This window comes from Mesorhizobium sp. WSM4815, from assembly GCF_055811575.1.
The window spans coordinates 142,324-164,970 of the sequence record NZ_JBVVQS010000090.1 but is presented as its reverse complement, the minus strand read 5'-3'; the positions used below and the strand labels follow the sequence as shown (position 1 = coordinate 164,970).

Genomic DNA, 22,647 nt, shown 5'->3' with positions numbered 1-22,647 from the left:
GTCGAGCCCAGCGAATATCCTAAGCCGCTGCGTCGCCGGCCGCCTCCGACAGGAAAGTAAAGACATAATCGGAAAAAGAGCGCCAGCATTCAACCCGGAACGCGTCGGCTGCGACGCGCAACAGCACGATCTCGGCCTTGCCCAGGATGGTGCGCGAGGCCGCGCCCACCGGAAAGACGTCCAGCGACAGATCCTGCGGACAGCCTGAATTGATCGTCGCCGCCGCCGCTGGGCCGATGACCGAGATGGCGACGTTGCGATGCGAGATGCCGACCGCCGAATGCAGCACTGTGACCTCGGCGCAATCGGCGAGCGGGTCTTTTCCCACCTCGTCGATGACCAGCCATTCGTCCGGCCCAAGCCACAATGCCATGCGCCCGGCCCTTGCCGCCGAGGTTTTGGGCTTCCGCGGCAACTCCACGCCAAGCGCCTTCGAAAGCGCCGCGACAGAGGCGTCCGGCGCGCGCAGCGAAATACGCTGCTCCGGCGGCAACACAGCAAGCGTAACGCCGGTTACGGAAAGCTCCTGATCGGCGAGAGCCGGGCGGCGTTCGACCGACGGCGCAGCGGCGGCAGATTCCTTCGCGGCAGCCTTAGCCATTGAGGCGCTCCCCCTTGTCGTCAAAGAACACCATGCCGGTGACCTCCACCTCGATCGTCGCATTGGGCATCGGCACGTAGAGCGTCTCGCCCATCCGGTCGCGGCCGCCGGCAACCAGGGCCAGCGCAATCGAGCGGCCGCAATTTTCCGACCAGTAGCTCGAGGTGATATGGCCAATCATCGTCATCGGGATCGCCTGCTTCGGATCGCCGACGATCTGCGCGCCTTCTTCTAGCACCCCTTTTGGGTCTTTGGTCTTCAGGCCGACAAGCTGCTTGCGGCCCTTGGCGACCAGGTCGGGCCGAGCCATGCCCCTGATACCGACGAAATCGGTCTTCTTCTTGCCGACCGCCCAGTCGAGCCCGGCATCGCCGGGCGTCACCGTGCCGTCGGTGTCCTGGCCGACGATGATGTAGCCTTTTTCGGCACGCAGCACGTGCATCGCCTCGGTACCGTAGGCACAGGCGCCGTGCTTCTGGCCCTCGGCCCACAGCGCTTCCCAGATGGCCTGGCCGTAGTCGGCCGGCACGTTGACCTCGAAGCCGCGCTCGCCGGTGAACGACATGCGGAACAGTCTTGTCGGCACGCCGCAGATCTTGCCCTCGCGCACCGACATATGCGGCAGCGCCCCGTCCGACATGTCGATGCCCTCGACCAGCGGCGCGATGATCTCTCGCGACTTCGGTCCCTGCACGGCGATCACCGCCCACTGCTCGGTGGTCGAGGTCAACCATACGTTGAGATGCGGAAACTCGGTCTGGAGATAGTCCTCCATATGGTTCATGACGCGCGGCGCACCGCCCGTCGTCGTCGTCACGTGGAAACGGTCGGCTGCAAGCCTGCCAACGACGCCGTCGTCATAGATGAAACCATCCTCGCGCAGCATGATGCCATAGCGGCAGCGGCCGGGCTCCAGTTTCTCCCACGGATTGGTGTAGAGCAGCTCCATGAACTTCGCCGCATCCGGCCCGACCACCTCGATCTTGCCCAGCGTCGAGGCGTCGAACAGGCCGGCCGTCTTGCGCACCGTGACACACTCGCGATCGACCGCGGCGTGCATGTCCTCGCCTGCTTTGGGAAAATACCAGGCGCGCTTCCATTGGCCGACATCCTCGAACACCGCACCTTGAGCCTCGGCCCAGGGATGGATCGCCGTCTTGCGGGTCGGGTCGAAGAGCGGACCCCGCGCGTGCCCGACGATCGAACCGAAGGTCACCGGCGTGTAAGGCGCCCGGAACGTCGTCAGGCCGACCTGCGGGATCGGCTTGCCAAGCGTCTCGGCGGCGATCGCCAGGCCGTGCATGTTCGAGGTCTTGCCCTGGTCGGTCGCCATGCCGTTGGTGGTGAAGCGCTTGACGTGCTCGATCGAGCGCATGCCTTCATGCACCGCCTGGCGGATGTCCTTGGCGGTGACGTCGTTCTGGAAGTCGACGAAGGCTTTTACCGTCGTGTCCGGCCCGGCGCCGGGCGCCGCACCCAGCATGCCGCGCGACCAGCTCTCGCTGGCGTCGACCTTCGGCTTGGTTTCCTTGACGATGTTGACGCCCGCATCCTTCGCCGCTTTGGCGCCCGCCGCATAGGCCTCGTCGATCGTCGCCGACAGCCCGTCGGTGCCGTTGCAGGCGCCGACCGAGACGCAATCCTGGGCGTAGGTGCCGGGCACGAAACGCTTGGTCTCTTCGTTGAAGGCGACCTTGCCGCGCGATTGCGAGAACAGATGCACCGACGGCGTCCAGCCGGCCGACATCAGGATGGCGTCGACCGGGATGGTGCGCTCGCCGCCGCCATTCTTCGGCTGCACGGTCATCGACGAGACGCGCAATTTGCCGCCGGCGCGGATCACCGCGCGGCCGCAATTGACCTCGATGCCGAGCGCCCTCGCCTCGTCGATCACCGATCCGGTCGGGTTGTCGCGCAGGTCGACTATCGCCGCCACGCCGATGCCGGCCTTCTTCAGGTCGATCGCTGCCGCATAGGCGGAGTCATTGGCGGTATAGACGCCGACATTCCTGCCGACCGCGACGCCAAAATGGTTGAGATAGGTGCGCGCCGCCGACGCCAGCATGATGCCGGGCCGGTCGTTGTTGGCAAACACCATGTGCCGTTCGATGGCACCGGTCGCCAGCACCACGCGTTTGGCGCGGACCTGCCACAGCCGCTCGCGCGGCAGCTCGGGGCCGGGGTTCTGCAGATGGTCACTGACGCGCTCGACCAGCCCGACGAAATTCTGCGCGTAATAGCCGAAGGCCGTGGTGCGCGACAGCACGCGGACATTGTCCATGGCCTTGAGCGTCGCGACTGCACCTTGCGCCCAGGCAAAACCATCCTGGCTGTCGATCCTGGCGCCACTCTCGAAACGCAGGCTGCCGCCGAAATGGGCCTGCTCGTCGGCAAAGATGACGCGCACGCCGGATTCGGCCGCGGCAAGTGCGGCGGCTATGCCGGCAGCACCGCCGCCCAGCACCAGCACGTCGCAATGGGCGAAACGTCCCGAATAGTGGTCGGGGTCCGGCTGGTCGGGGGCGACGCCGAGGCCTGCCGCAGCCCTGATCCTGGGCTCGTAAAAGTTTTTCCAGGCGGACTTCGGCCACATGAAGGTCTTGTAGTAGAAGCCCGCCGAAAGCAGCGGCGAGGCGACGTCGCCGAGCGCGCTGACGTCGAAGGCCAATGACGGCCAGCGGTTCTGCGACTGTGCCGTCAGCCCGTCATAGAGCTCCTGCACGGTGGCACGGACATTTGGCGTCCTCCTGGCCGAGTCGCGCTTGATCTCAACCAGCGCGTTGGGCTCTTCCGCCCCGGCGGACAGGAAGCCGCGCGGCCGGTGATATTTGAACGAACGGCCGACCAGATGGACGCCGTTGGCGAGCAGCGCCGAGGCCAGCGTTTCGCCTTCGACGCCGGCATAGGACTGGCCGTCGAAGCTGAACCGCGCGGTCTCTGCCTGCTTGAGGCGCCCGGCGCCGGGAATGCGGAACGTCGCGATCATTCGGAGGCTCCCGGCAGCTTCGCCGGCTTCGGCTCGCCGGCCTTGTAGGTCATCAGGAACCTGTCGCTGACGGTGTCACGCACGGCATTGAAGAACCGCGCGCAGCCATGCATGTGCCGCCAGCGCTCATAGATGATGCCTTTGGGATTCGAGCGGATGAAGAAGAACTTTTCGAAATCGTCGTCGCTTGTCGCGGCCATATCCGCCGAACGCGCGATATGTGCCTCGCCGGCGTTGCGGAATTCGAGTTCCGGACGCTCTTCCTCGCAATAGGGGCAGCGGATGAGAAGCATGGTTGTTCCTACAATTCGCCGTGGCCGACGCAGGCGCCGGCGGGTTGATCGCAAAGCCTCTGTCCCAACATCACAAAGCGGGCCATCATCAGTGTGCCACCGCCGCCGCCGCCGCCTCGTCGATCAGGCGGCCGGTGCGGAAGCGCTCGATGGTGAAGGGCGCGTTGATCGGGTGCGGATCGTCCCTGGCGATGGTGTGGGCAAAGACATGGCCCGAGCCCGGCGTCGCCTTGAAGCCGCCCGTGCCCCAGCCGCAATTGACATAGAGGCCGGGCACTGGCGTCTTGGCCAGGATAGGCGAACGGTCGGGCGTCACGTCGACGATGCCGCCCCACGAGCGCAGCATCTTCATGCGCGTGAACATCGGGAACATCTCGCAGATGGCGTCGAGCGTGTGCTGCAGGATGTGCAGGCCGCCGGTCTGCGAATAGGAGATATACTGGTCGGTACCGGCGCCGATGACCAGTTCGCCCTTGTCGGACTGCGAGATATAGGCGTGCACCGTGTTCGACATCACCACGCAGGGGAAGACCGGCTTGACAGGCTCGGAAACCAGCGCCTGCAGCGGATAGCTTTCCAGCGGCATTCGCACGCCGGCCATGTCCATGATGACGGACGAATGGCCGGCGGCAACGACGCCGACTTTTTTGGCGCCGATGAAGCCGCGCGTCGTCTCGACGCCGGTGACCGAACCGTTCGGCGCCCGCTTGACGCCGGTGACCTCGCAATTCTGGATGATGTGGACGCCGCGCGCCGAGGCACCGCGCGCATAGCCCCAGGCGACCGCATCGTGGCGGGCGGTGCCGCCGCGACGCTGCAGGGTCGCGCCCATCACCGGATAGCGGGCATCGCGCGAAATGTTGAGCGGCGGGCAGAATTCCTTGGCGGCTTCCGGCGTCAGCCATTCATTGTCGATGCCGTTCAGACGGTTGGCATGGACGTGGCGTTTCAAGACCTGGATGTCGTGCACATTGTGGGCCAGCATCATGACGCCGCGCGGCGAATACATGACGTTGTAGTTGAGCTCTTGGCTGAGCCCGTCCCACAGCTTCAGCGCGTGGTCGTAGATGCCGGCGCTCTCGTCATAGAGATAGTTGGAGCGGATGATGGTGGTGTTGCGGCCGGTATTGCCGCCGCCGAGCCAGCCCTTTTCCAGCACCGCGACATTGGTGATGCCGTGCACCGTAGCGAGATAATAGGCGGTGGCCAGGCCATGGCCGCCGGCGCCGACGATGATGACGTCGTACTCCTTCTTCGGCCCTGGCGAGGACCACTGTTCCTCCCAGCCCTTGTGGCCGCGCATGGCCTCGCGGGCGATGGCGAATACCGAGTATTTCTTCAACGTTCCAGCCTCGCAGATAGCGGCCGGACATCCAATCGAGCCCCGGCGCGCGAGGTGTATCACTAGCGAAACAGCGCTGCCACCCTTGCGCTGTTTGCGACGGCGCTTGCCGTTTTGCGCCACGGCCAAAAAGACCTGTCGAGCAACGAGCCGAACGACGCATCCGGACGCCTTCAGGTATCGGGTGGCTCGTGCCGCCTCGATCTGCGACCAAGCATCCGATTGCCGGCGAAAGCTGGCGCGAAAGAAGGATGCAAAAATGCTCACACTCGCCAACAAGATCGCCATCGTCACCGGCGCCAGTTCCGGCATCGGCCGCGCCACGGCAAAACTCTTTGCCGAGGCTGGCGCAAAGCTGTTCGTTGCTGCCCGCCGCCAGGCGGAGCTGGACGTGCTCGTCGCCGAAATCGAGGACGCCGACGGCACCGCCATTGCGCTTGCTGGCGACGTCCGCGACGAAGCTTATGCCAAAGCCCTTGTCGACCTGGCGGTCGAGAAATTCGGCGGGCTGGATATCGCCTTCAACAACGCCGGCTCGACCGGCAAGATGGGTCCAATCTCGGAGCTGTCGCTGGAAGGCTGGCGAGAGACGCTCGACACCAACCTGACCAGCGCATTCCTCGGCGCGAAATATCAGGTCCCGGCGATGGTCGAACGCGGCGGCGGTTCGCTGATCTTCACCTCTACCTTTGTCGGCCATACCGTCGGCATGCCCGGCATGACCAGCTATGCCGCAAGCAAGGCCGGGCTGATCGGGTTGACGCAGGTGCTTGCCGCCGAAAATGGCGCCAAAGGCGTGCGGGTCAACGCGCTGCTGCCGGGCGGCACCGACACACCTTCGGCAACGTTCAAGACACCTGAATCGCGAGCCTTCGTCGAAAACCTGCATGCCTTGAAGCGCGTCGCCGAGCCTGAGGAGATCGCCCATTCGGCGCTCTATCTGGCTTCCGACGCATCGAGCTTCACCACTGGAACTGCGCTGTTTGCCGATGGCGGGATCTCGATCAATCGGACGTGAGGCAATCTCGCAAAAGCAGTCTTGCTTTCCGGTGCGATTTGGCGATTTCTTCGGACACTTTTGTTCGAAGACAGGCCTAGAACATGCTGCTGATCAGGACCTACATCGCTGCTAGCGCAATCGAGGGCGTCGGCGTGTTCGCCGCCGAGCCGATCAGGAAGGGAGCGTCGATCTGGCGGCTCGATCCCGACTTCGATCGGCTGATCCCGCTGGAAAAATATAGGGCCGCGCCGCCGCACCTCAGGGAATTGCTCGACAGATATGCCTATCCAAGCCCGGACCGGCCCGGATTCATCGTCTATGAGGTCGACAATGGCCGCTTCATGAACCATTCCGAAAGGCCGAACACGGATTTTTCTCGGCATGGCGGGGCAACCGCGATCCGCGACATAGCAGTGGGGGAGGAAATAACCTGCGACTATGGCGAGTTCTTCGAGGACTTCGAGCGGCTTCATTTGGCCACGGCATAGAGGAGCGCCTGTCGCCGCTTGCGAATGCAAGGACCATCAAACGGGCCCGGAGTGGTGAGCGGCTCCGGGCCACATTTCCATTCCCAGATCAGTTCCGGTGGGCGTGCGGCTCGTCGGTGTGGCGGCCGTCATACTGCAGGTCCAGCTCGCGAATCGCCTCCTTGCCTTTCTTCGGATCGACAAGCCTGAGAAGCGCGTCGATCTTGGCCTCCATCCGGTCGGTACTCTCCTTCGATTGCGGCGAACCGACGAAGAGCAGGAACGCCAGGCCACCGACCTGCCAGAGCAGCTGCAGGAATTCCGATTGCCAGTTCTCGAGCGTGTCGCGGCTCATCTCGATCAGATAGCCGCCGAACTCTGGCGGTTGGCCCAGCGCTCGCTGCTCGTCGAGATAGGCGAACCAGCCGAAAACCCAGTGGCCGACGATCGAAATGATGAAGAAGCCGAGGGTAATCCAGGCATAGCTGTAAGCCCGCCACACCGAAGGTCGCTTCACGTTGCTCGCCGGCCTGCTGTCGTCATCGCTTGGCATTGTCGCTGTCCGACGCCGAGCGAGCCAGGAACTGCTCCGTAGTCGCGGGCAGCTTGTTTTTCAGCCACTCGGCCATCGCCTCCTCCTCACGCAGATTTTCTTCGCAGGCCCGGGCGACTTCTGTTTCGCCTAGGGATTCGGCGGCTGCGATGAGGATCGTGTAGGATGCGATCTCCATGTGCTCGAAGGTGTAGCTCGCCAGTGAGCCTTTCATCACCTCGTCGCCGGCGAAGACGCCGCTTAGGGACTGTGCCATCGCCAGCAGCTTGCCGCCGGCGTCCTTCAGCGTGGACGTATCTTCGCCCACTTGTTCCAGGCAGGTTCTGAGGCGCGCGGCTTGCCCTCTCGTCTCGTTGAGGTGCAGGCTGATGCGCTCACGGAGTTCGGGATAACTCTCCAGCCGGCTCAGCTGGCCGTTCAGCATGGTTTCGGCCTGCTCCTCCATCGCATGCGCGTCCCTGAGCCACTGGACGAGCCATTCACGGGTCTCTGACATCGGTTTTCTCCTGTGCTTGCGTATGCGAAACAACCATGGGGAACGAGGTTGGTTCCTTCGTTGATAGAGCCGGGCGGAGCGTTTTGCCGGGATTGGGGCAGCAAGAATTTATCGGTGTCGGAGAAAACGCCAACGATTGCTCATCGGCGCGGAGAGCCCGCCCGAGCAGACGAATATGCTACCAGAGGTCGTAATTCCTTGCTTTGTGACGGCAGTTATGCTATTGGCTTGCGCATCGTGTGATTTGCGCCGACGACCCGCCGCTGAGGCGGGTTTTTCGTTTCGACAGTGGACAGAGCGGCATGATTCTGCTATCAGCCGCCACAATTCGTGGTGTAGACCGCCGCGGAGGCAAGCGACTATGGCCACTTGCCTGTTGTTAACAAAACCCGAAAGACAGGATTGCCCGTGCAGGTACTCGTTCGCGACAACAATGTTGATCAGGCGCTTCGCGCGCTCAAGAAAAAGATGCAGCGCGAAGGCATCTTCCGCGAAATGAAGATGCGCGGACATTATGAGAAGCCCTCTGAGAAGCGCGCCCGCGAAAAGGCGGAAGCCGTTCGCCGCGCCCGCAAGCTGGCACGCAAGCGCGCCCAGCGCGAAGGCCTGCTGCCGATGACGCCGCGCCCGGTGGCGGCTGGTGCCGCTGGTGCCGGCGCTCCGCGTCCGCCGCGGTTCTGACGCCAATTTTTCGTCCTTTTCGAAGGATACCCAAGGTGGCGCGATGCGAAATCGCCGCCACCTTTTTGTTTTGAATTCGACCAGCTCGCAGAGGGCCGGTTCGGAGAGGGAACAGACCTGACGGCGCGGGCGGGCAGTGAGGACAGAGCAGACATGAACGCAATTAGCGTGGAGCGCAGAACCGCAATGCGCGGCTTCGCCCTGACGGCAGCCCTGCTTTCTGGCTTGGCGCTCGCCGGCTGCCAAACAGCCCCGACCGGCGAATTCACCAACATCGACAAGGCACAAGGGTCGGCCGAGAACATCTCCTCGCTGTCGGCTGTCATCCAGCGCAGTCCCCAGGATCCGGAAGGCTACAATGTGCGTGGCTCGGCCTATGGCCGCGGCGGCCAGTATCAGGCGGCGCTCAAGGATTTCAACACCGCCATCCAGCTCAATCCGAATTTCTACCAGGCCTATTCGAACCGCGCTCTCATCCAGCGTTTCCTCGGCGATCAGGCGGCCGCGCTTGCCGACTACAACCGCTCGATCCAGATCAATCCCGACTATGACGCCGCCTATATCGGCCGCGGCAATCTCTACCGCAAAGCCAACCGCATCCAGGAAGCGTTCAACGATTTCCAGAAGGCGATCCAGCTCGACACGACAGACGCGCGCGCCTATCACAATCGCGGCCTGATCTATCAGAGCCAGGGCCAGCACGCTTTCGCCATCGAGGATTTCTCGACAGCCATCTCGCTGGCGCCGGACGCCGCCGATCCCTACAATGGCCGCGGCCTCTCCTACCTCGCCATGAACGACGAGGACAATGCCTTCGCCGACATCAACATGGCGATCAAGCTCGACGGCAAGAATGCCGAGGCCTGGTCCAACCAGGCGCTGATCTACGAGCGGCGCGGCGACAAGGCCAAGGCGGCAAAAGCCTACCGCGAGGCCGTGCGCCTCAGCCCCACCTACCAGCCGGCCAAGGACGGCCTGGCGCGCACCAGCACCGGCTGACCGACGACTTTTCGGCCTGATATGGCGGGCTTGCCATTTGGCATGGCTTCGAAACCTTCAACGACTGTCGCCTTGATCGCGCCAAGTTCTCGGCGGAACGCTCGGGACGCTTAGCCGTTGTTCAAGGCTATTCGCGAAAAGGACCCCTCCCATGATCAAGAAACTCGCCTGTGCCGCCGCCCTCGCCGCTACGGTTCTCGCCGCCCCTGCCAGCGCAGGGAGGCTGCAGCTCGGCGTGCTCGACTGCACCATCGACGGCGGCACCGGCTATATCGTGACATCCAACAAGGGCGTGGCCTGCACCTTTCGCCCTCATCATGGCGGTCCCCCGGAAGCCTATACCGGGGTCATTTCCAAGCTTGGCGTCGACGTCGGCAGGACCCACCAGGGCGAATTGATTTGGGCGGTTCTGGCGGCCACCCGCGACCGTGATGCCGGCGATCTTGCCGGCAGCTATTATGGCGTCAACGCCGAGGCCAGCGTGGTAACCGGCGGCGGCGCCAACCTTCTGGTCGGCGGGCTGAACAGCGCCTTCTCGCTGCAGCCTCTCAACGTACAGGCGCAGACCGGCGTCAACCTGGCAGTCGCCGTCACCTCACTGCAACTGATCCACTCTTTCAAATGAATGCCATAGCGTAGCTCTGCATGCGGCGCGGAACAGGATAGGACTGTTCCGCGCCGCACGACTTTGGGAACCGCCGTGCCAAGGAAGATCATCGCTGACGCCATGATCGCCAATCTTGACATCCCGCCTTCATCAGCACCCTCAGCGCACCCGCAAAAAAACCGCTTGAGCTCAACTGCGGTTGAGGTTTTACAACCCATCCCCGAAGTGCCATTTGGAGACGAAGAGCGCTCCACCATCTCTTTAATCGGCGTATACGAAAGTTCGGGAGGGCGGGGTGATCGAAACCAGCACAAACAGGGTCGACTGGCGGGCGCTGTGGGCGAGCGGCGATCTGGCGCGCTTCTGCTTCATCAGCCTCGGCATCCTGCTGCACGCCACCAACGAAACCATGGTGGCAACGGTGATGCCGGCGATGGTCGGCGAACTCACGGGGGTTCAGCTGGTCGGCTGGTCGCTGGCGTTCTACGAACTCGGCGCCATCGTCGCCGGCGCTGCCGCCGGACGGCTGGTGAGCTATGTCGCGCTGCGCACCAACATGATGGTCGCCGCCCTGCTCTACGCGGCCGGCGCACTGGTCTGCGCCATCGCGCCCTCCATGCCGCTGTTCCTGGTCGGGCGCCTGATCGAGGGTTTTGGCGGCGGCGCGCTGGTGTCGCTGGCCTTCGTCTCGGTCGAGCGGCTGTTTCCACGCGCCATCTGGCCGCAGCTTTTCGGCGTTATGTCGGCGATCTGGGGCGTCGCCGCCTTCAGCGGGCCGGTGCTCGGTGCGTTGATGACCGAATTGCTCTCCTGGCGCTGGGCTTTCGGCGTCTTCACCCTTGGCGGCACCGCCATGGCGTTGGCGAGCTTCATCGTGCTCGACACGCCCGAGGCGACCCGGCCGCGGGCGATCACTGGAACCGCGCCGCCCTTCCCCTTTGCCGCGCTCGGCTGCCTTGCCGTCAGCGTCGTGCTGATCGCCACGGCCGGTGTCGACATTGCCCTGCTGCGCTCGTCCCTGCTGCTCATCCTCGGCCTGATCGGGCTCGCGCTGTTCGTCCGCATCGACGCGCTGAAGCCGGGCTCGCGGCTGTTCCCGTCGCGGCTGTTCTCATGGCGCTCGCCGGTCGGCGCAGGCATGACCATGGTCGCCGCGTTTTCGGTGGCGACCTGTTCCTTCGCCGTCTACGGGCCGCTGCTTCTGACCAGCCTGCATGGCATTCCGATCCTGACCACCGGTTATATCATCGCCGCCGAATCGATTGCCTGGTCGATCCTGTCGATCCTCGTCGCCAATGCGCCACCGGAGCGGGAGAGACTGATCATCACCGGCGGCGCGCTGATGATCGCGGCCGGCATCGCCGGTTTCGCCTATGCCGTGCCGGCCGGTTCGATTTCGCTGATCCTGTTTTGCGCCTTGCTGCAAGGCGGCGGCTTCGGCATTGCCTGGCCCTTCGTCACACGCGTGATCGTCGCATCGGCCAGTGACGGCGAACAAACGATCGCTTCCGCCGCCGTGCCGACCATGCAGCGCATCGGCTATGCGGTCGGTGCCGCGTTGACCGGCATCGTCGCCAACGCCTGCGGTTTCTCCGAAGGCCTGAACCGCGAGGCGGCGGCGAATGTCGCCACCTGGCTGTTCCTCGCCTTCGTGCCACTCGGGATTCTGGGATGCCTCGCCGCGCTGAGGATCTCGGGGCCGGCAGCCCGGCCACAGGAAGCAACCGGCTAGACAGTAATCGTCTTCAGCCGTTCGGCGATCAAGGCGGCGAGCCGCGTCGCCACCTCGTCCTTACTCATCTCGGGCCATTCGTCGACACCGGCCTTCCAGACGATCCGCACCTTGTTGCGGTCGCCGCCCATCACCCCGCTTTCGTGGGATACATCGTTGGCGACGATGAAATCGGCGCCCTTTTTCCTGAGCTTGGCCTCGGCGTTCCTGACCAGATCCTGCGTCTCGGCGGCGAAGCCGACGACCAAGCTGGGCCGCTTCCTGTGATGGCCGACACCGGCAAGGATGTCAGGGTTTTCGATCATCTGCAGCGCCGGCGGCCCCTCGCCCGCCACCTTCTTTATCTTCTCGCCGGCCGAATTCTCGCTGCGCCAGTCCGCAACCGCCGCGACGAACACCGCCGCGTCCGCCGGCAAAAGCTGTTCGACCGCGTCCTTCATCTGGTTTGCGGTTTCGACATGCAGCGTGGTGACACCAGCGGGATCGGCAATGCCGACCGGACCGGAGACGAGGCGCACATCGGCGCCCAGCCTTGCCAGCGCCGCCGCGATGGCATGGCCTTGCTTGCCGGACGAACGGTTGGCGATATAGCGCACCGGGTCGATCGGCTCATGCGTCGGCCCTGAGGTGACGATGATCTTTCTGCCTGCCAGCGGCTTCGGACTGATATCGAGCAGCGCCTCGATCGCGGCAACGATATCCAGCGGCTCGGCCATGCGGCCCTCGCCCGCCTCGTTGCTCTCGGCCATCTCGCCCTTTGCCGGGCCGATGAATGCGACGCCATCATTCTGCAACGTCGCGCGGTTGCGCCGGGTCGCCGGATGCGACCACATTTTCGGGTTCATGGCGGGCGCCATCAACACCGGCTTGTCGGTGGCGATGAGCACGGTCGAGGCAAGGTCACTGGCATGGCCGTTGGCAAGCTTCGCCATCAGGTCGGCGGTAGCCGGCGCCACGACGACAAGGTCGGCCTCGCGCGACAGGCGGATGTGGCCGACATCGTGCTCGTCAATACTGTCGAACAAATCGGTGAAGACGTGGTCGGCGGAGAGCGCTCCAGCTGACAGCGTCGTGACGAATTCCTGCGCCGCGGCAGTCATCACCACACGCACGGCGGCGCCGCGCTCGCGCAGCCGGCGGATCAGGTCGAGCGCCTTGTAGGCGGCGATACCGCCGCCGATGATGAGCAGGATGCGCTTGGCGGAGAGGGTCATGCCCAGTTCTTGTCCGATTTCATGCCGGCTTCAGCGCCGGTTCGACGTCGGTATGGATGAAATCGTCGCCCTTGAAAAGCAGCGGCAGGTTTCGCGTCTTGGCCAAGGCGTAGGCGAAGCAGTCGCCCATGTTGAGATTGGCGCGATGGCCAGTACCTCGGCCATACAGTGCATAGGCTTCAATTCCGGCTTGCGCATGTTCGGCGGAGAGCGCGACGATGGTGACTTTGAGTCTAGCAAGAAGGCCCGTCAACTCGGCCGTGCCAGCCGCGCCATAGTGGCGGACAATTACTGTGCCGCATTCCATCAGAGTTGCGGCGCTCATCAATATCCGCTGATTTCCGGCGAGGCGCTGGGCGATAGCCCGAGCATCGGACTCCTGCTTCAGGATGGCCACGATCGCTGAGGTGTCGACCACCACGGTCATTCCTCCTCGATGAAGGACCAGAGGTCATCAGTGAATTTCTTCTGATCGAAATCCGCTTGTTGCAGTCGTCGGCCGAATTCGAGGATTTCCTCCGCCGTAACAAAATCCCCGTCACGTTCTTTGGTGACTGCCACATCCTTCAGCAAGAGATTTCTTGCCTCCTGCTCCATTGACACGCCATGTCTGGCAGCCCGCTCGCGCAGCTTTTGCTTCAGATCGTCGTCGAGATTGCGAATGGTCAGGGTGCCCATAACTGCCCTTGCCCCGGTGTGGTCGGTCTGACCTTGGCTTCGTCCTCGGCTGCAATGCCCGACGAGTCGAAACCTTTGGTGGTCGGGAGCCCTACGGATGCGGCGAGCACGTCCCGCGCCTCCTGCTCCATGGAAACGCCACGCGCGGCGCCACGCTCACGCAGTCGCCGCATGACACTCTCATCCACATTGCGAACAGTAATCCGGGCCATGATCGCGCTCCCGCGACCTAATATAGCGACACCGGAGCATGACTGCAATGACAGCACTGCTGTCACTGCCTGCAGTCAGAGCAGCTTCCAGGCGATAAAGACCAGCGTCAGCGCGATCACCCACAGCGCCAGCCGGCCGGATCTGCTATAGCGCGCCTCGGCCTTGCCGATGGCGTGCGCCGTCCTGTCGTCGAAACGCAGCCCGTGTTCGGCCATCAGATCGATCTCGCGCGACAGCCGCTCGGTGCGGGCGGCGAGGTCCGGCGCCTGGCGGGCCAGCGCCAGCAACGCGTTGGCGCCGTCGCGTGCGTCGGCCAGCAGGGCACGCGGGCCGAGATTGCCTGATATCCAGCCTCCGACCACCGGTTCTGACGTCTTCCACATGTTGAATGCCGGGTCGAGCGTGCGGGCAACGCCCTCGACCACCACCATGGTCTTTTGCAGCAGCACCAGTTCGGACCGCGTCGCCATGTCGAAGAGGTCGGTGACTTCGAACAGAAGCGCCAAGAGCTTGGCCATCGAGATGGTTTCGGCCGGCTGGCCGTGGATCGGCTCGCCGATGGCGCGGATCGCCTGGGCGAATGCCGCGACGTTATGCAGGCGCGGCACGTAGCCGGCCTCGAAATGCACTTCGGCAACGCGCAGATAGTCACGGGTGATGAAGCCGTAGAGAATTTCGGCGAGGAACCGGCGCTCCTTCTTGCCGAGCCGGCCGGCAATGCCGAGATCGACAGCGACGATGGTGCCATCGGGCTCGACGAACAGGTTTCCCGGATGCATGTCGGCGTGGAAGAAACCGTCGCGCAGCGTATGGCGCAGGAACGACTGGACCAGATTGGCGGCGATCGCCTTCAGATCGTGGCCGGCGGCAGTCAGGCCGGCAATGTCGTTCATCTTGATGCCGTCGACCCATTCCATGGTCAGCACGTCGCGGCCGGTGCGTTCCCAATCGACCGTCGGCACGCGAAAGCCGAGATCGTCCCTGGTGTTTTCGCCGAGCTCCGAAAGCGCTGCCGCCTCAAGCCTCAAATCCATCTCGATCTTGGTGGTCTGCGCCAGCGTCTGGGTCACCTCGACCGGCCGCAGCCGGCGCGACGACGGGATGTATTTTTCCTGGAGACGGGCGGCGAGGAAATAGCTTTCGAGATCGCGGAAGAAACGGCGCCGCACGCCCGGTCGGATCACCTTCACCGCCACCCGCGAACCGACGCCGTTCTGCAAGGTTTCGGCGGTATGGACCTGAGCGATCGAGGCCGCGGCGACCGCCTCGCCGAAACTGGCGTAGAGCTCGCCGACCTTGCGCCCGAGCGAGGCCTCTATCGCCGCAATGGCCTCGGCCTGCGGAAATGTCTGCATCTTGTCCTGCAGCATGGCGAGATCGAGCGCTATGTCGTTGCCGACGACATCGGGCCGTGTCGCCAGGAACTGGCCGAGCTTGACATAGGATGGGCCGAGCCGGACGACGGCCTTGGCCAGCCGATCGCCACGCTCGTAGGCAAGCGCGCGGCGGCGGGTGAACAGCCGTGCCACCCGCCAGCCGAATTTCGGCAGGCCGAACAACTCATCGCCCGGCAACGCCGCGACGACGCCTTCGCGGACCAGCACCCAGCCGGCCCGTACGAGCCTAAAACCAGCGCCGATACTGCTCATGACTGCGCTTGTCCTGCCGGTTTTCTAGACCGGCGAAGGGCAGGTCGCGTATAAAAAATACGGGCCAGCCTCAAAGCTTCCAGCCCGAATGAAGCGCAGCTATGCCGCCGGCATAATTGCGAAAAGACACGCGGTCAAAACCGGCGCGGGAAATCATCGCGGCAAAATTCTGCTGATTGGGAAATTTGCGGATCGATTCGACCAGATAGGAATAGGGTTCGTTTTCGCCGGTCACCGCCTTGCCAATCCTGGGGATGGCGTTGAACGACCACGCCTCATAGACCCTGTCGAGCAGCGGCATGTCGACCTCGGAAAATTCAAGGCAGAGAAAACGCCCGCCAGGCTTCAGCACGCGAAAGGCTTCGGCAAGCGCCACATCGATGCGCGGCACGTTGCGAATGCCGAAAGCGATCGTGTAGGCGTCGAAACTGGCCTCAGCGAAAGGCAGCTCCTCGGCATTGGCCTCGACGAAATCGGTATTTGCCGTCAGGCCCTTTTTCTCGGCCCGGTCGCGGCCGACGGCGAGCATCGAGCCGTTGATGTCGAGAACCGTGGCATGGGCGTTCCTGCCGCTCGCCTCGACGATGCGGAAGGCGATGTCGCCAGTGCCGCCGGCAACGTCGAGAACGCTCCAGCCCGGTCGTTTCGGTGGATTGAGCCATGTGACCATGGCGTCCTTCCACAGCCGATGCAGGCCGCCCGACATCAGGTCGTTCATCAGATCGTAGCGGTTCGCCACCTTGTGGAAAACGTCGTTGACCAAGGACTGCTTCTCGCCTGCCCCTACGCGCTTGAAACCATAGGAGGTTTCCATGCCGCCAACGGCCGTGGTTCTCTCAACCGACATTATTTTTGATCCGCCATAAAACCGGCGGGACCATAGCCGATCGATGATGCCGACGCTATTGTTTAAGGCGCGGTGTTCGGCCGCGCTTCCCGGTCGTGGGATCACGCTTATGGCTCCATGTCCTGGACTGACCTGACGGGATGATTGCATGCCTTTGAAAGCAGAACTGCACTGCCATATCGAAGGGGCAGCGGCGCCCGAACTCGTCATCCGCCAGGCGCAGAAATACGGCAAGGACACCTCGCCCTACATTCAGGACGGCTCCTTCGTCTGGCACGATTTCAGCTCCTTCCTCGCCGCCTATGACTTCTCCTCCGACCTGTTCCGCACAGAAGAGGACTATGCGCGGCTGGCCGATCATTATCTGACCAGCCTCGCCCGCGACGGCGCGATCTATTCCGAGATCTTCACCTCGCCGGACCACGCCGGGAAGGCCGGCCTGTCGCCCAGGGCCTATACGGACGCGCTCGGCGAAGGCATGGCGCGCGCCAAGGCCAAGACCGGCATCGAGGGCCGCATGGTCGTCACCGGCGTGCGCAATGCCGGCGTCGAATCGATCGAGCAGGCGGCGCGCTTCGCCGCCCGTTGCGGGCATCCGCTGGTCACCGGCTTCGGCGTCGCCGGCGACGAGCGGATGGGCGATCTGGAGGACTATGTCAGGGCCTTCGAAATCGCGCGAGAGGCCGGCCTTGGCATCACCGTCCATGCCGGCGAACTGATGGGCTGGGAGAGCGTCAAGGCCGCGCTCGACCACATTCGCCCCGCCCGCATCGGCCATGGCGTGCGTGCCATCGAAAACCCCGACCTTATTCGGCGCATCGCCGAGGAAGGCGTCGTGCTCGAATGCTGTCCGAGCTCCAACATCGCGCTGAGGGTGTTCGACAGTTTCGCCGATCACCCTTTTCCGGCCCTGTTGGCGGCTGGCTGCAAGGTGACGCTAAATTCCGATGATCCGCCCTATTTCTGGACGTCGCTGAAGCGCGAATACGACATTGCCGCCGAGCATTTTTCGATGAACGACAAGGCGCTCGCCGCCGTCACCAGAACCGCCATCGACGCCGCCTTCGTCGACAGGAAGACCAAGGCAATGCTGCTGGGCCGGCTCGACGTCAAGGGCAGGTGATTGAATGGTGAATGGTGAATGGTGAATGGTGAATGGTGAATGGTGAATGGTGAATGGTGAATGGTGAATGGTGAATGGTCCACCCGGCGCTTCGGTCCGTCAACCGCGAGTTTTCCGCTGAACCAAGGACTCGCAAACCTGTTCACTATTCACTATTCACCATTCACTACTCACTTTCACCTGCGCAGCTAGGAGACCACCATGCAGGGCGTCACCGTCGTCGACCACCCGCTTGTCCAGCACAAGCTGACCATCATGCGCAAGAAGGAAACCTCGACGGCCGGCTTCCGGCGGCTGCTGCGCGAGATCTCGCTGCTGCTCGGCTACGAGGTCACCCGCAACCTCGAACTGACGACGACGACGATCGAAACGCCGATCGAGACGATGGAAGCGCCGACGCTGGAGGGCAAGAAGCTGGTTTTCGCCTCAGTACTGCGCGCCGGCAACGGCCTGCTCGAAGGCCTGCTCGACCTGGTGCCGGCGGCGCGCGTCGCCCATATCGGTCTCTACCGCGACCACGAAACGCTGGAAGCGGTCGAATATTTCTTCAAGGCGCCGAGCGATCTCGCCGACCGGCTGGTGATCGTCGTCGATCCGATGCTGGCGACCGCCAATTCGGCGATCGCCGCGATCGACAAGTTGAAGGGACGCGGCGCCACCAACATTCGCTTCCTCTGCCTGCTGGCGGCGCCAGAAGGCCTCGATCGCTTCATCAAGGCGCATCCCGATGTCCCGGTCTTCACCGCTTCCATCGACCGCCAGCTCAACGAGAAGGGCTACATCATGCCCGGCCTCGGCGATGCTGGCGACCGCATGTACGGGACCAAATGACCGTGGCGCCGCTCGTTTACCGATCGTTTACGCAAACGACCGCTTTCTGCATCTGTTAAAGCGGCAAACACCATGCCGCGATAAGCATGGGTCTTCACGAAGGCCGGTCCATGCTGCGCAATCTTCTCATCCTTGGCGTGCTCGCCGTAGCATCGGCGTCGTTCCCGATGCTCTACCAGTCGAATCCGCAGATGTTCGAAGGCCTGCTGAAATCGGCGGTCGGGGCCAGGCCGGCGGTCGAAACGGACCTGAATCTGGCCACGGTTCCCGGCAGGCCGGCGCAGCCGCTCGGCCGCAAGGTCGTGATCCCGGCTGACGCGCGCGGGCATTTCACGTCGGCGTTCAAGCTTAACGGTCGAACGGTCGACGGCATGATCGACACCGGCGCAACGCTGGTCGCCATCAACAGTTCGACGGCGCGCAGGATCGGCGTTTCGCTGAACGCGTCGGATTTCAAGCACCAGGTCAACACCGCCAACGGCGCGATCAAGGCTGCCTTGGTGACCGTCGATCGGCTGCAGATCGGCAAGATCACGCTCGACGGTGTCCAGGCGGTGGTGCTCGACGACAAGGCGCTGCGCACCAATTTGATCGGTCTGAGCTTTCTCCAGCGGCTGGAAAAATACCAGGTCGAGAACGGCTCGCTGCTGCTCGTCCAGTGAACCATGATCCCGAAAAGTGGAAACTGGTTTTCGGAAAGATCATGGTCCAATTAAAAAAACTTCATCCGCGCGGCAGGATCCGCCGGATAACGGTTTTTTCCGCGGGCGGCTTCGAAGCGCCGATCGTATAGGCCGAAAGCACGGCGGCGGCGGCCGCCTCGGCATCCCCGGCATTGCGGGCATGGACCAGCGCCAGCGCCTCGCCGGCCCGCACCTCCGCGCCGACAGGCAGCAGCCGGGTGATGCCGACGGCATGGTCGATCCTGTCGTCCGGCCGGATGCGCCCGCCGCCAAGCCCGACGACGGCAAGCCCGATGTCGCGGGTGGAGATACCGGTAACGAAGCCGTTTTCGGCGGCCTTGACCGCAAATTCCGTCGCCGCCCTCGGCAGGTGTTTTTCCGGGTTCTCGACGAAGTCGGCCGGACCGCCGAGCCCCGCCACCATGCGCGCGAAGACGGCCGCGGCACCGCCGCCGGCAAGCGTCTCGGCGGCGCGCCGCATGCCGTCCTGGTTGGACGAGACCAGCCCGGCCGACTGCAGCATGTCTGCGGCCAATGCCACCGTCACATCCTCCAGACGCCGGTCGCGGAAGCGGCCGGTGAGGAAATCGACGGCATTGCGCACCTCGACCGCGTTGCCGGCTGCTGAAGCCAGCGGCTCGTTCATGCCGGTGACCAGCGCCGAGGTCTTCAGGCCGGCGCCATTGGCGACTTCGACCAGGCTGTTCGCCAGTGTCGTTGCGTCGCGCGACTTTTCCATGAAGGCGCCGTTGCCGACCTTTACGTCGAGCACCAGCGACTGCAGGCCGGCCGCCAGCTTCTTCGAGAGGATCGAGGCGGTGATCAGCGGCACCGATTCGACGGTTCCCGTCACGTCGCGGATCGCATAGAGCCGGCGGTCGGCGGGCGCGAGATCGGCGGTTTGGCCGATGATGGCGCAGCCGGCTTCGAGCACTGCCTTGCGGAATCCCGCGACATCCGGCTGGCTGGTATAGCCGGGGATGGCGTCCATCTTGTCCAGAGTGCCGCCGGTATGGCCGAGGCCGCGGCCGGAAATCATCGGCACATAAGCGCCGCAGGCAGCGACGATCGGCGCCACCAACAGCGAGACATTGTCGCCGACGCCGCCTGTCGAATGCTTGTCGGTGACCGGGCCCGGCAGGTCCGACCAATCGAGCACGTCGCCGGAATCGCGCATCGCCAGGGTCAGCGCCACCGCCTCGTCGCGGCTCATGCCGTTGAAGAACACCGCCATGGCGAAGGCCCCGACCTGCCCGTCCGAGACGGTGCCGGCGGTGACGCCTTCGATGAAGCTGGCGATCTCCTGCGTCGACAGCTTGTGGCCGTCGCGCTTGCTGCGGATGATTTCCTGGGGAAGCATCAGGCCGGGACCTTACGCTCCGGCAACCCATCCTGGAACACACGCTGGAGGATCGTCGCCAGCCGCGCGCCGCCAATCGGCGCCATGTCCTTGGTCTCCTGGTGCGAAAGCTCCGCCCCTGTCATCCCTGCGGCGAGATTGGTGATGACCGAGCAGGCGGCGACGCGCAGGCCGAGGAAACGGGCGAGAATGACCTCCGGCACGGTCGACATGCCGACGGCATTGGCGCCCATGACGCGCGCCATGCGGATCTCGGCGGGCGTCTCGAAGCACGGCCCGGAAAACCACATATAGACGCCCTTGTGCAGCGCGGTGTCCGTCGCCTTCGCGGCCGTCTCGATCGCTGAGCGAAGACCGGCATCATAGGCTTCGGTCAGGCCGACGAAGCGGCGGTCGCTCGGCTCGCCGATCAGCGGATTGGAACCCGAGAAATTGATGTGGTCGGTGATCAGCATCACCGAGCCCGGCCCCATGCCCGGATCGACCGAGCCGGCGGCATTGGTGAGGATCAGTTGCGAGATGCCGAGGCCGGCAAGCACTTCAAGCGCCGGCCGCATCGCCGCCGCGTTGCCGTGTTCGTAGTAGTGAGCGCGGCCGGACAGCATCAGCACAGGCGTGCCGGCAAAATGTCCCGCCACCACCTCTCCGGCATGGCCGGTGACGCCGCTTCTGGGAAAGCCCGGCAATTCGCCATAGGAAATGCGGACAGGATCCTCGACCTGGTCGACAAGCCCGCCAAGGCCCGAACCCAGCACCAGCGCGGTGGCGGGCGCCAGCCCGTCCAGCCTTTCGACCAGACGATCAAGCGCTTCCTTCATGTCAACCAGCTCTTCATTTCAACCAAGCTCTTCATTTCAACATATCGCCCTGAAAGCCGTAGGGCAGCATCTCGCCCATGGTCACGGTTTCGACCACGCCGGCATTGTCGCAAAGATAGAGTTTGGTGTCCGGCCGGCAGAATTCGGCCAGCCGCTGCCGGCAGCCGCCGCAGGGCGAGCATTTAGCCATGCGCTTTGCGATGACAGCGATCTCCGTTACCCTGCCGCCGCCGGCCATGATGAAGTGGCCGAGCGCGGTGGTTTCGGCGCACCAACCTTCCGGATAGGACGCGACCTCGACGTTGGCGCCGGTAAAGACGCGGCCGTCCTCGGTGCGCAGTGCCGCCCCGACCGGGAATTTCGAATAGGGCGCATAGGCCTTGGCCATGGCGGCCTTGGCCGCTTCGAACAGATCATGCGACATTGTTTTTCCATTGCATGATCTTGTCCGAAAGCCGGCTTCCACTTTTCGCTGACGCTGACCTGCGGTTCGAAATCACGCTTAGCGTTCCTTGACATAGGGCACGCCGCCGGCGCGCGGCGGAATTGCCTTGCCGATGAAGCCGGCGAGCAGGATGACGGTGAGGATATAGGGCAGCGCCTGCATGAGCTGCACCGGCACCTTGCCGATCAGCGGCAGCGGCGTGCCCTGCAGGCGGATCGACAGCGCGTCGAGGAAGCCGAACAACAGGCAGGCGAACATGGCGTTGACCGGCTTCCACTTGGCGAAGATCAGCGCGGCCAGGGCGATGTAGCCCTTGCCGGCAGTCATGTCCTTGACGAAGCCGCCATTCTGCACCATCGACAGATAGGCGCCGGCAATGCCGGTGAGCACGCCGGTGCAGATCAGCGCCCGGTAGCGCAGCCAGGCGACCGAGATACCGGCGGTGTCGACCGCGGCCGGGTTCTCGCCGACCGCGCGCATGCGCAAGCCGAAACGGGTGCGGAACAGCACCCACCAGGTGAACGGCACGGCGAGGAACGCGACATAGACCAGCACGGAATGGCCGGAGACCAGTTCCGAATATATCGGTCCGAGGATCGGCACGCCCCTGAGCGCGTCCGCGCCGGGCCAGACGATCGCCCCGAACCGCTCGTCCGATGCCAGAGCCGGCGTACGTCCACCTTGCTGGAACCAGGCCTGGCCGAGCATGATCGTTGATCCGGCGGCGATGAAATTGATCGCCACGCCGGAGACGATCTGGTTGCCGCGATGGGTGATCGAGGCAAAGCCGTGGACCAGCGCAAAAGCGACCGAGATGAGGATGGCCATGCCGAGGCCGATATAGGCGGAATGGAAGACGGAGGCGGAGGCAGCACCGGCGAAGGCGCCGACCAGCATCTTGCCCTCGAGCCCGATGTCGAAAATGCCGGCCCGCTCCGAATAGAGGCCGGCGAGGCAGGCGAGCAGCAACGGCACCGACAGGCGGATGGTCGAGTCCAGAACCTGGATGATGGCGTTGAACAGATCCAT

General features: G+C 63.9%; 25 protein-coding genes. 9 read left to right on the top strand and 16 right to left on the bottom strand.

The window, feature by feature from the left end; all coding sequences use genetic code 11:
* Nucleotides 1-19: 19 nt before the first annotated feature.
* From AC0L2B_RS13305 to AC0L2B_RS13290, 4 genes are all read right to left on the bottom strand, one after another.
* Entirely contained in the window at nucleotides 20-601 is a 582-nt protein-coding gene (locus tag AC0L2B_RS13305) for a sarcosine oxidase subunit gamma (RefSeq protein ID WP_473745640.1), read from the bottom strand.
* A complete protein-coding gene (locus tag AC0L2B_RS13300; RefSeq protein ID WP_473745639.1) occupies nucleotides 594-3,587 on the bottom strand; it encodes a sarcosine oxidase subunit alpha in 2,994 nt (997 codons plus the stop codon). Before AC0L2B_RS13300 ends, AC0L2B_RS13305 begins: the two co-directional genes overlap by 8 nt.
* Nucleotides 3,584-3,880 carry a sarcosine oxidase subunit delta gene (locus AC0L2B_RS13295; protein ID WP_023797525.1) on the bottom strand — a complete coding sequence of 99 codons (297 nt, stop codon included), beginning with the start codon at nucleotides 3,878-3,880 and terminating at the stop codon, nucleotides 3,584-3,586. The genes AC0L2B_RS13300 and AC0L2B_RS13295 overlap by 4 nt, the downstream gene beginning before the upstream one ends.
* A gap of 88 nt (nucleotides 3,881-3,968) precedes the next feature.
* The gene (locus AC0L2B_RS13290) at nucleotides 3,969-5,222 is read right to left on the bottom strand and encodes a sarcosine oxidase subunit beta (RefSeq protein WP_473745638.1); all 1,254 of its coding nucleotides are present in this window, start codon (nucleotides 5,220-5,222) and stop codon (nucleotides 3,969-3,971) included.
* Between the two features lie 259 nt (nucleotides 5,223-5,481).
* On the opposite strand from AC0L2B_RS13290, the gene AC0L2B_RS13285 reads away from it, so the two are divergent.
* Both AC0L2B_RS13285 and AC0L2B_RS13280 read left to right on the top strand, forming a co-directional pair.
* Entirely contained in the window at nucleotides 5,482-6,240 is a 759-nt protein-coding gene (locus AC0L2B_RS13285) for an SDR family oxidoreductase (RefSeq protein WP_473745637.1), read from the top strand.
* 83 nt (nucleotides 6,241-6,323) lie between these two features.
* A complete protein-coding gene (locus AC0L2B_RS13280) occupies nucleotides 6,324-6,710 on the top strand; it encodes an SET domain-containing protein (RefSeq protein ID WP_473745636.1) in 387 nt (128 codons plus the stop codon).
* A gap of 88 nt (nucleotides 6,711-6,798) precedes the next feature.
* Here AC0L2B_RS13280 and AC0L2B_RS13275 read toward each other — a convergent pair whose 3' ends face one another.
* Nucleotides 6,799-7,242: a DUF6766 family protein gene (locus AC0L2B_RS13275; RefSeq protein WP_473745634.1), complete on the bottom strand. Its 444-nt coding sequence runs from the start codon at nucleotides 7,240-7,242 to the stop codon at nucleotides 6,799-6,801.
* The gene (locus tag AC0L2B_RS13270) at nucleotides 7,229-7,738 is read right to left on the bottom strand and encodes a ferritin-like domain-containing protein (RefSeq protein WP_128247418.1); all 510 of its coding nucleotides are present in this window, start codon (nucleotides 7,736-7,738) and stop codon (nucleotides 7,229-7,231) included. Before AC0L2B_RS13270 ends, AC0L2B_RS13275 begins: the two co-directional genes overlap by 14 nt.
* 408 nt (nucleotides 7,739-8,146) lie before the next feature.
* Here AC0L2B_RS13270 and rpsU point away from each other — a divergent pair, with 408 nt between their 5' ends.
* The 4 genes from rpsU (at nucleotide 8,147) to AC0L2B_RS13250 (ending at nucleotide 11,757) form a co-directional block, all read left to right on the top strand.
* Entirely contained in the window at nucleotides 8,147-8,419 is a 273-nt protein-coding gene (rpsU, locus tag AC0L2B_RS13265) for a 30S ribosomal protein S21 (protein ID WP_023675331.1), read from the top strand.
* A gap of 153 nt (nucleotides 8,420-8,572) precedes the next feature.
* On the top strand, nucleotides 8,573-9,418 hold the full coding sequence (locus AC0L2B_RS13260) for a tetratricopeptide repeat protein (RefSeq protein WP_473745632.1): 846 nt from the start codon (nucleotides 8,573-8,575) through the stop codon (nucleotides 9,416-9,418).
* 151 nt (nucleotides 9,419-9,569) lie between these two features.
* The gene (locus tag AC0L2B_RS13255) at nucleotides 9,570-10,043 is read left to right on the top strand and encodes a DUF992 domain-containing protein (RefSeq protein ID WP_287077006.1); all 474 of its coding nucleotides are present in this window, start codon (nucleotides 9,570-9,572) and stop codon (nucleotides 10,041-10,043) included.
* A gap of 277 nt (nucleotides 10,044-10,320) precedes the next feature.
* Nucleotides 10,321-11,757, top strand: a complete 1,437-nt coding sequence (locus tag AC0L2B_RS13250) for an MFS transporter (RefSeq protein WP_473745631.1) — start codon at nucleotides 10,321-10,323, stop codon at nucleotides 11,755-11,757.
* On the opposite strand, the gene coaBC is transcribed toward AC0L2B_RS13250, so the two are convergent.
* From coaBC to ubiE, 6 genes are all read right to left on the bottom strand, one after another.
* Nucleotides 11,754-12,971, bottom strand: a complete 1,218-nt coding sequence (gene coaBC, locus AC0L2B_RS13245; RefSeq protein ID WP_473745630.1) for a bifunctional phosphopantothenoylcysteine decarboxylase/phosphopantothenate--cysteine ligase CoaBC — start codon at nucleotides 12,969-12,971, stop codon at nucleotides 11,754-11,756. The two genes, AC0L2B_RS13250 and coaBC, sit on opposite strands and share 4 nt — an antisense overlap.
* A gap of 19 nt (nucleotides 12,972-12,990) precedes the next feature.
* Complete coding sequence (locus AC0L2B_RS13240) at nucleotides 12,991-13,398, bottom strand: type II toxin-antitoxin system VapC family toxin (protein ID WP_473745629.1); 408 nt, start codon at nucleotides 13,396-13,398, stop codon at nucleotides 12,991-12,993.
* Nucleotides 13,395-13,649 carry a FitA-like ribbon-helix-helix domain-containing protein gene (locus tag AC0L2B_RS13235; RefSeq protein WP_023797510.1) on the bottom strand — a complete coding sequence of 85 codons (255 nt, stop codon included), beginning with the start codon at nucleotides 13,647-13,649 and terminating at the stop codon, nucleotides 13,395-13,397. Before AC0L2B_RS13235 ends, AC0L2B_RS13240 begins: the two co-directional genes overlap by 4 nt.
* Nucleotides 13,637-13,861 carry a FitA-like ribbon-helix-helix domain-containing protein gene (locus AC0L2B_RS13230; RefSeq protein ID WP_473745628.1) on the bottom strand — a complete coding sequence of 75 codons (225 nt, stop codon included), beginning with the start codon at nucleotides 13,859-13,861 and terminating at the stop codon, nucleotides 13,637-13,639. Before AC0L2B_RS13230 ends, AC0L2B_RS13235 begins: the two co-directional genes overlap by 13 nt.
* Before the next feature lie 75 nt (nucleotides 13,862-13,936).
* Nucleotides 13,937-15,511, bottom strand: a complete 1,575-nt coding sequence (gene ubiB, locus AC0L2B_RS13225) for a 2-polyprenylphenol 6-hydroxylase (RefSeq protein ID WP_473745627.1) — start codon at nucleotides 15,509-15,511, stop codon at nucleotides 13,937-13,939.
* A gap of 70 nt (nucleotides 15,512-15,581) precedes the next feature.
* Nucleotides 15,582-16,358: a bifunctional demethylmenaquinone methyltransferase/2-methoxy-6-polyprenyl-1,4-benzoquinol methylase UbiE gene (gene ubiE, locus AC0L2B_RS13220; RefSeq protein ID WP_473745626.1), complete on the bottom strand. Its 777-nt coding sequence runs from the start codon at nucleotides 16,356-16,358 to the stop codon at nucleotides 15,582-15,584.
* 148 nt (nucleotides 16,359-16,506) lie between these two features.
* On the opposite strand from ubiE, the gene AC0L2B_RS13215 reads away from it, so the two are divergent.
* The 3 genes from AC0L2B_RS13215 (at nucleotide 16,507) to AC0L2B_RS13205 (ending at nucleotide 18,974) form a co-directional block, all read left to right on the top strand.
* Nucleotides 16,507-17,481 (top strand): adenosine deaminase, encoded by a 975-nt coding sequence (locus AC0L2B_RS13215; RefSeq protein ID WP_473745625.1) that lies wholly within the window; start codon nucleotides 16,507-16,509, stop codon nucleotides 17,479-17,481.
* Nucleotides 17,482-17,682: 201 nt separating this feature from the next.
* On the top strand, nucleotides 17,683-18,312 hold the full coding sequence (gene upp / locus AC0L2B_RS13210) for a uracil phosphoribosyltransferase (RefSeq protein ID WP_023797505.1): 630 nt from the start codon (nucleotides 17,683-17,685) through the stop codon (nucleotides 18,310-18,312).
* Nucleotides 18,313-18,422: 110 nt separating this feature from the next.
* A complete protein-coding gene (locus tag AC0L2B_RS13205; protein ID WP_473494296.1) occupies nucleotides 18,423-18,974 on the top strand; it encodes a TIGR02281 family clan AA aspartic protease in 552 nt (183 codons plus the stop codon).
* A 61-nt stretch (nucleotides 18,975-19,035) separates the two neighbouring features.
* Here AC0L2B_RS13205 and deoA read toward each other — a convergent pair whose 3' ends face one another.
* The 4 genes from deoA to AC0L2B_RS13185 all read right to left on the bottom strand — a co-directional run bounded on the left by deoA (nucleotide 19,036) and on the right by AC0L2B_RS13185 (nucleotide 22,647).
* Nucleotides 19,036-20,355, bottom strand: coding sequence for a thymidine phosphorylase (deoA, locus tag AC0L2B_RS13200; protein WP_473611872.1), 1,320 nt, complete (start codon nucleotides 20,353-20,355; stop codon nucleotides 19,036-19,038).
* Nucleotides 20,355-21,173 (bottom strand): purine-nucleoside phosphorylase, encoded by an 819-nt coding sequence (locus AC0L2B_RS13195; protein WP_128173525.1) that lies wholly within the window; start codon nucleotides 21,171-21,173, stop codon nucleotides 20,355-20,357. Before AC0L2B_RS13195 ends, deoA begins: the two co-directional genes overlap by 1 nt.
* Before the next feature lie 31 nt (nucleotides 21,174-21,204).
* The gene (gene cdd, locus AC0L2B_RS13190) at nucleotides 21,205-21,597 is read right to left on the bottom strand and encodes a cytidine deaminase (protein WP_091600461.1); all 393 of its coding nucleotides are present in this window, start codon (nucleotides 21,595-21,597) and stop codon (nucleotides 21,205-21,207) included.
* Nucleotides 21,598-21,675: 78 nt separating this feature from the next.
* Nucleotides 21,676-22,647, bottom strand: coding sequence for an ABC transporter permease (locus AC0L2B_RS13185; protein ID WP_091600462.1), 972 nt, complete (start codon nucleotides 22,645-22,647; stop codon nucleotides 21,676-21,678).

Coding starts and splice junctions, on each gene's coding strand:
- cdd (WP_091600461.1), bottom strand. CDS start 21,597: ATGTCGCATGATCTGTTCGAAGCGGCCAAGGCCGCCATGGCCAAGGCC.
- AC0L2B_RS13185 (WP_091600462.1), bottom strand. CDS start 22,647: ATGGATCTGTTCAACGCCATCATCCAGGTTCTGGACTCGACCATCCGC.
- AC0L2B_RS13305 (WP_473745640.1), bottom strand. CDS start 601: ATGGCTAAGGCTGCCGCGAAGGAATCTGCCGCCGCTGCGCCGTCGGTC.
- AC0L2B_RS13270 (WP_128247418.1), bottom strand. CDS start 7,738: ATGTCAGAGACCCGTGAATGGCTCGTCCAGTGGCTCAGGGACGCGCAT.
- AC0L2B_RS13240 (WP_473745629.1), bottom strand. CDS start 13,398: ATGACCGTGGTGGTCGACACCTCAGCGATCGTGGCCATCCTGAAGCAG.
- AC0L2B_RS13285 (WP_473745637.1), top strand. CDS start 5,482: ATGCTCACACTCGCCAACAAGATCGCCATCGTCACCGGCGCCAGTTCC.
- AC0L2B_RS13235 (WP_023797510.1), bottom strand. CDS start 13,649: ATGGGCACCCTGACCATTCGCAATCTCGACGACGATCTGAAGCAAAAG.
- AC0L2B_RS13230 (WP_473745628.1), bottom strand. CDS start 13,861: ATGGCCCGGATTACTGTTCGCAATGTGGATGAGAGTGTCATGCGGCGA.
- AC0L2B_RS13275 (WP_473745634.1), bottom strand. CDS start 7,242: ATGCCAAGCGATGACGACAGCAGGCCGGCGAGCAACGTGAAGCGACCT.
- AC0L2B_RS13195 (WP_128173525.1), bottom strand. CDS start 21,173: ATGAAGGAAGCGCTTGATCGTCTGGTCGAAAGGCTGGACGGGCTGGCG.
- ubiB (WP_473745627.1), bottom strand. CDS start 15,511: ATGAGCAGTATCGGCGCTGGTTTTAGGCTCGTACGGGCCGGCTGGGTG.
- deoA (WP_473611872.1), bottom strand. CDS start 20,355: ATGCTTCCCCAGGAAATCATCCGCAGCAAGCGCGACGGCCACAAGCTG.
- AC0L2B_RS13295 (WP_023797525.1), bottom strand. CDS start 3,880: ATGCTTCTCATCCGCTGCCCCTATTGCGAGGAAGAGCGTCCGGAACTC.
- AC0L2B_RS13280 (WP_473745636.1), top strand. CDS start 6,324: ATGCTGCTGATCAGGACCTACATCGCTGCTAGCGCAATCGAGGGCGTC.
- coaBC (WP_473745630.1), bottom strand. CDS start 12,971: ATGACCCTCTCCGCCAAGCGCATCCTGCTCATCATCGGCGGCGGTATC.
- ubiE (WP_473745626.1), bottom strand. CDS start 16,358: ATGTCGGTTGAGAGAACCACGGCCGTTGGCGGCATGGAAACCTCCTAT.
- AC0L2B_RS13300 (WP_473745639.1), bottom strand. CDS start 3,587: ATGATCGCGACGTTCCGCATTCCCGGCGCCGGGCGCCTCAAGCAGGCA.
- AC0L2B_RS13205 (WP_473494296.1), top strand. CDS start 18,423: ATGCTGCGCAATCTTCTCATCCTTGGCGTGCTCGCCGTAGCATCGGCG.
- upp (WP_023797505.1), top strand. CDS start 17,683: ATGCAGGGCGTCACCGTCGTCGACCACCCGCTTGTCCAGCACAAGCTG.
- AC0L2B_RS13260 (WP_473745632.1), top strand. CDS start 8,573: ATGAACGCAATTAGCGTGGAGCGCAGAACCGCAATGCGCGGCTTCGCC.
- AC0L2B_RS13255 (WP_287077006.1), top strand. CDS start 9,570: ATGATCAAGAAACTCGCCTGTGCCGCCGCCCTCGCCGCTACGGTTCTC.
- AC0L2B_RS13215 (WP_473745625.1), top strand. CDS start 16,507: ATGCCTTTGAAAGCAGAACTGCACTGCCATATCGAAGGGGCAGCGGCG.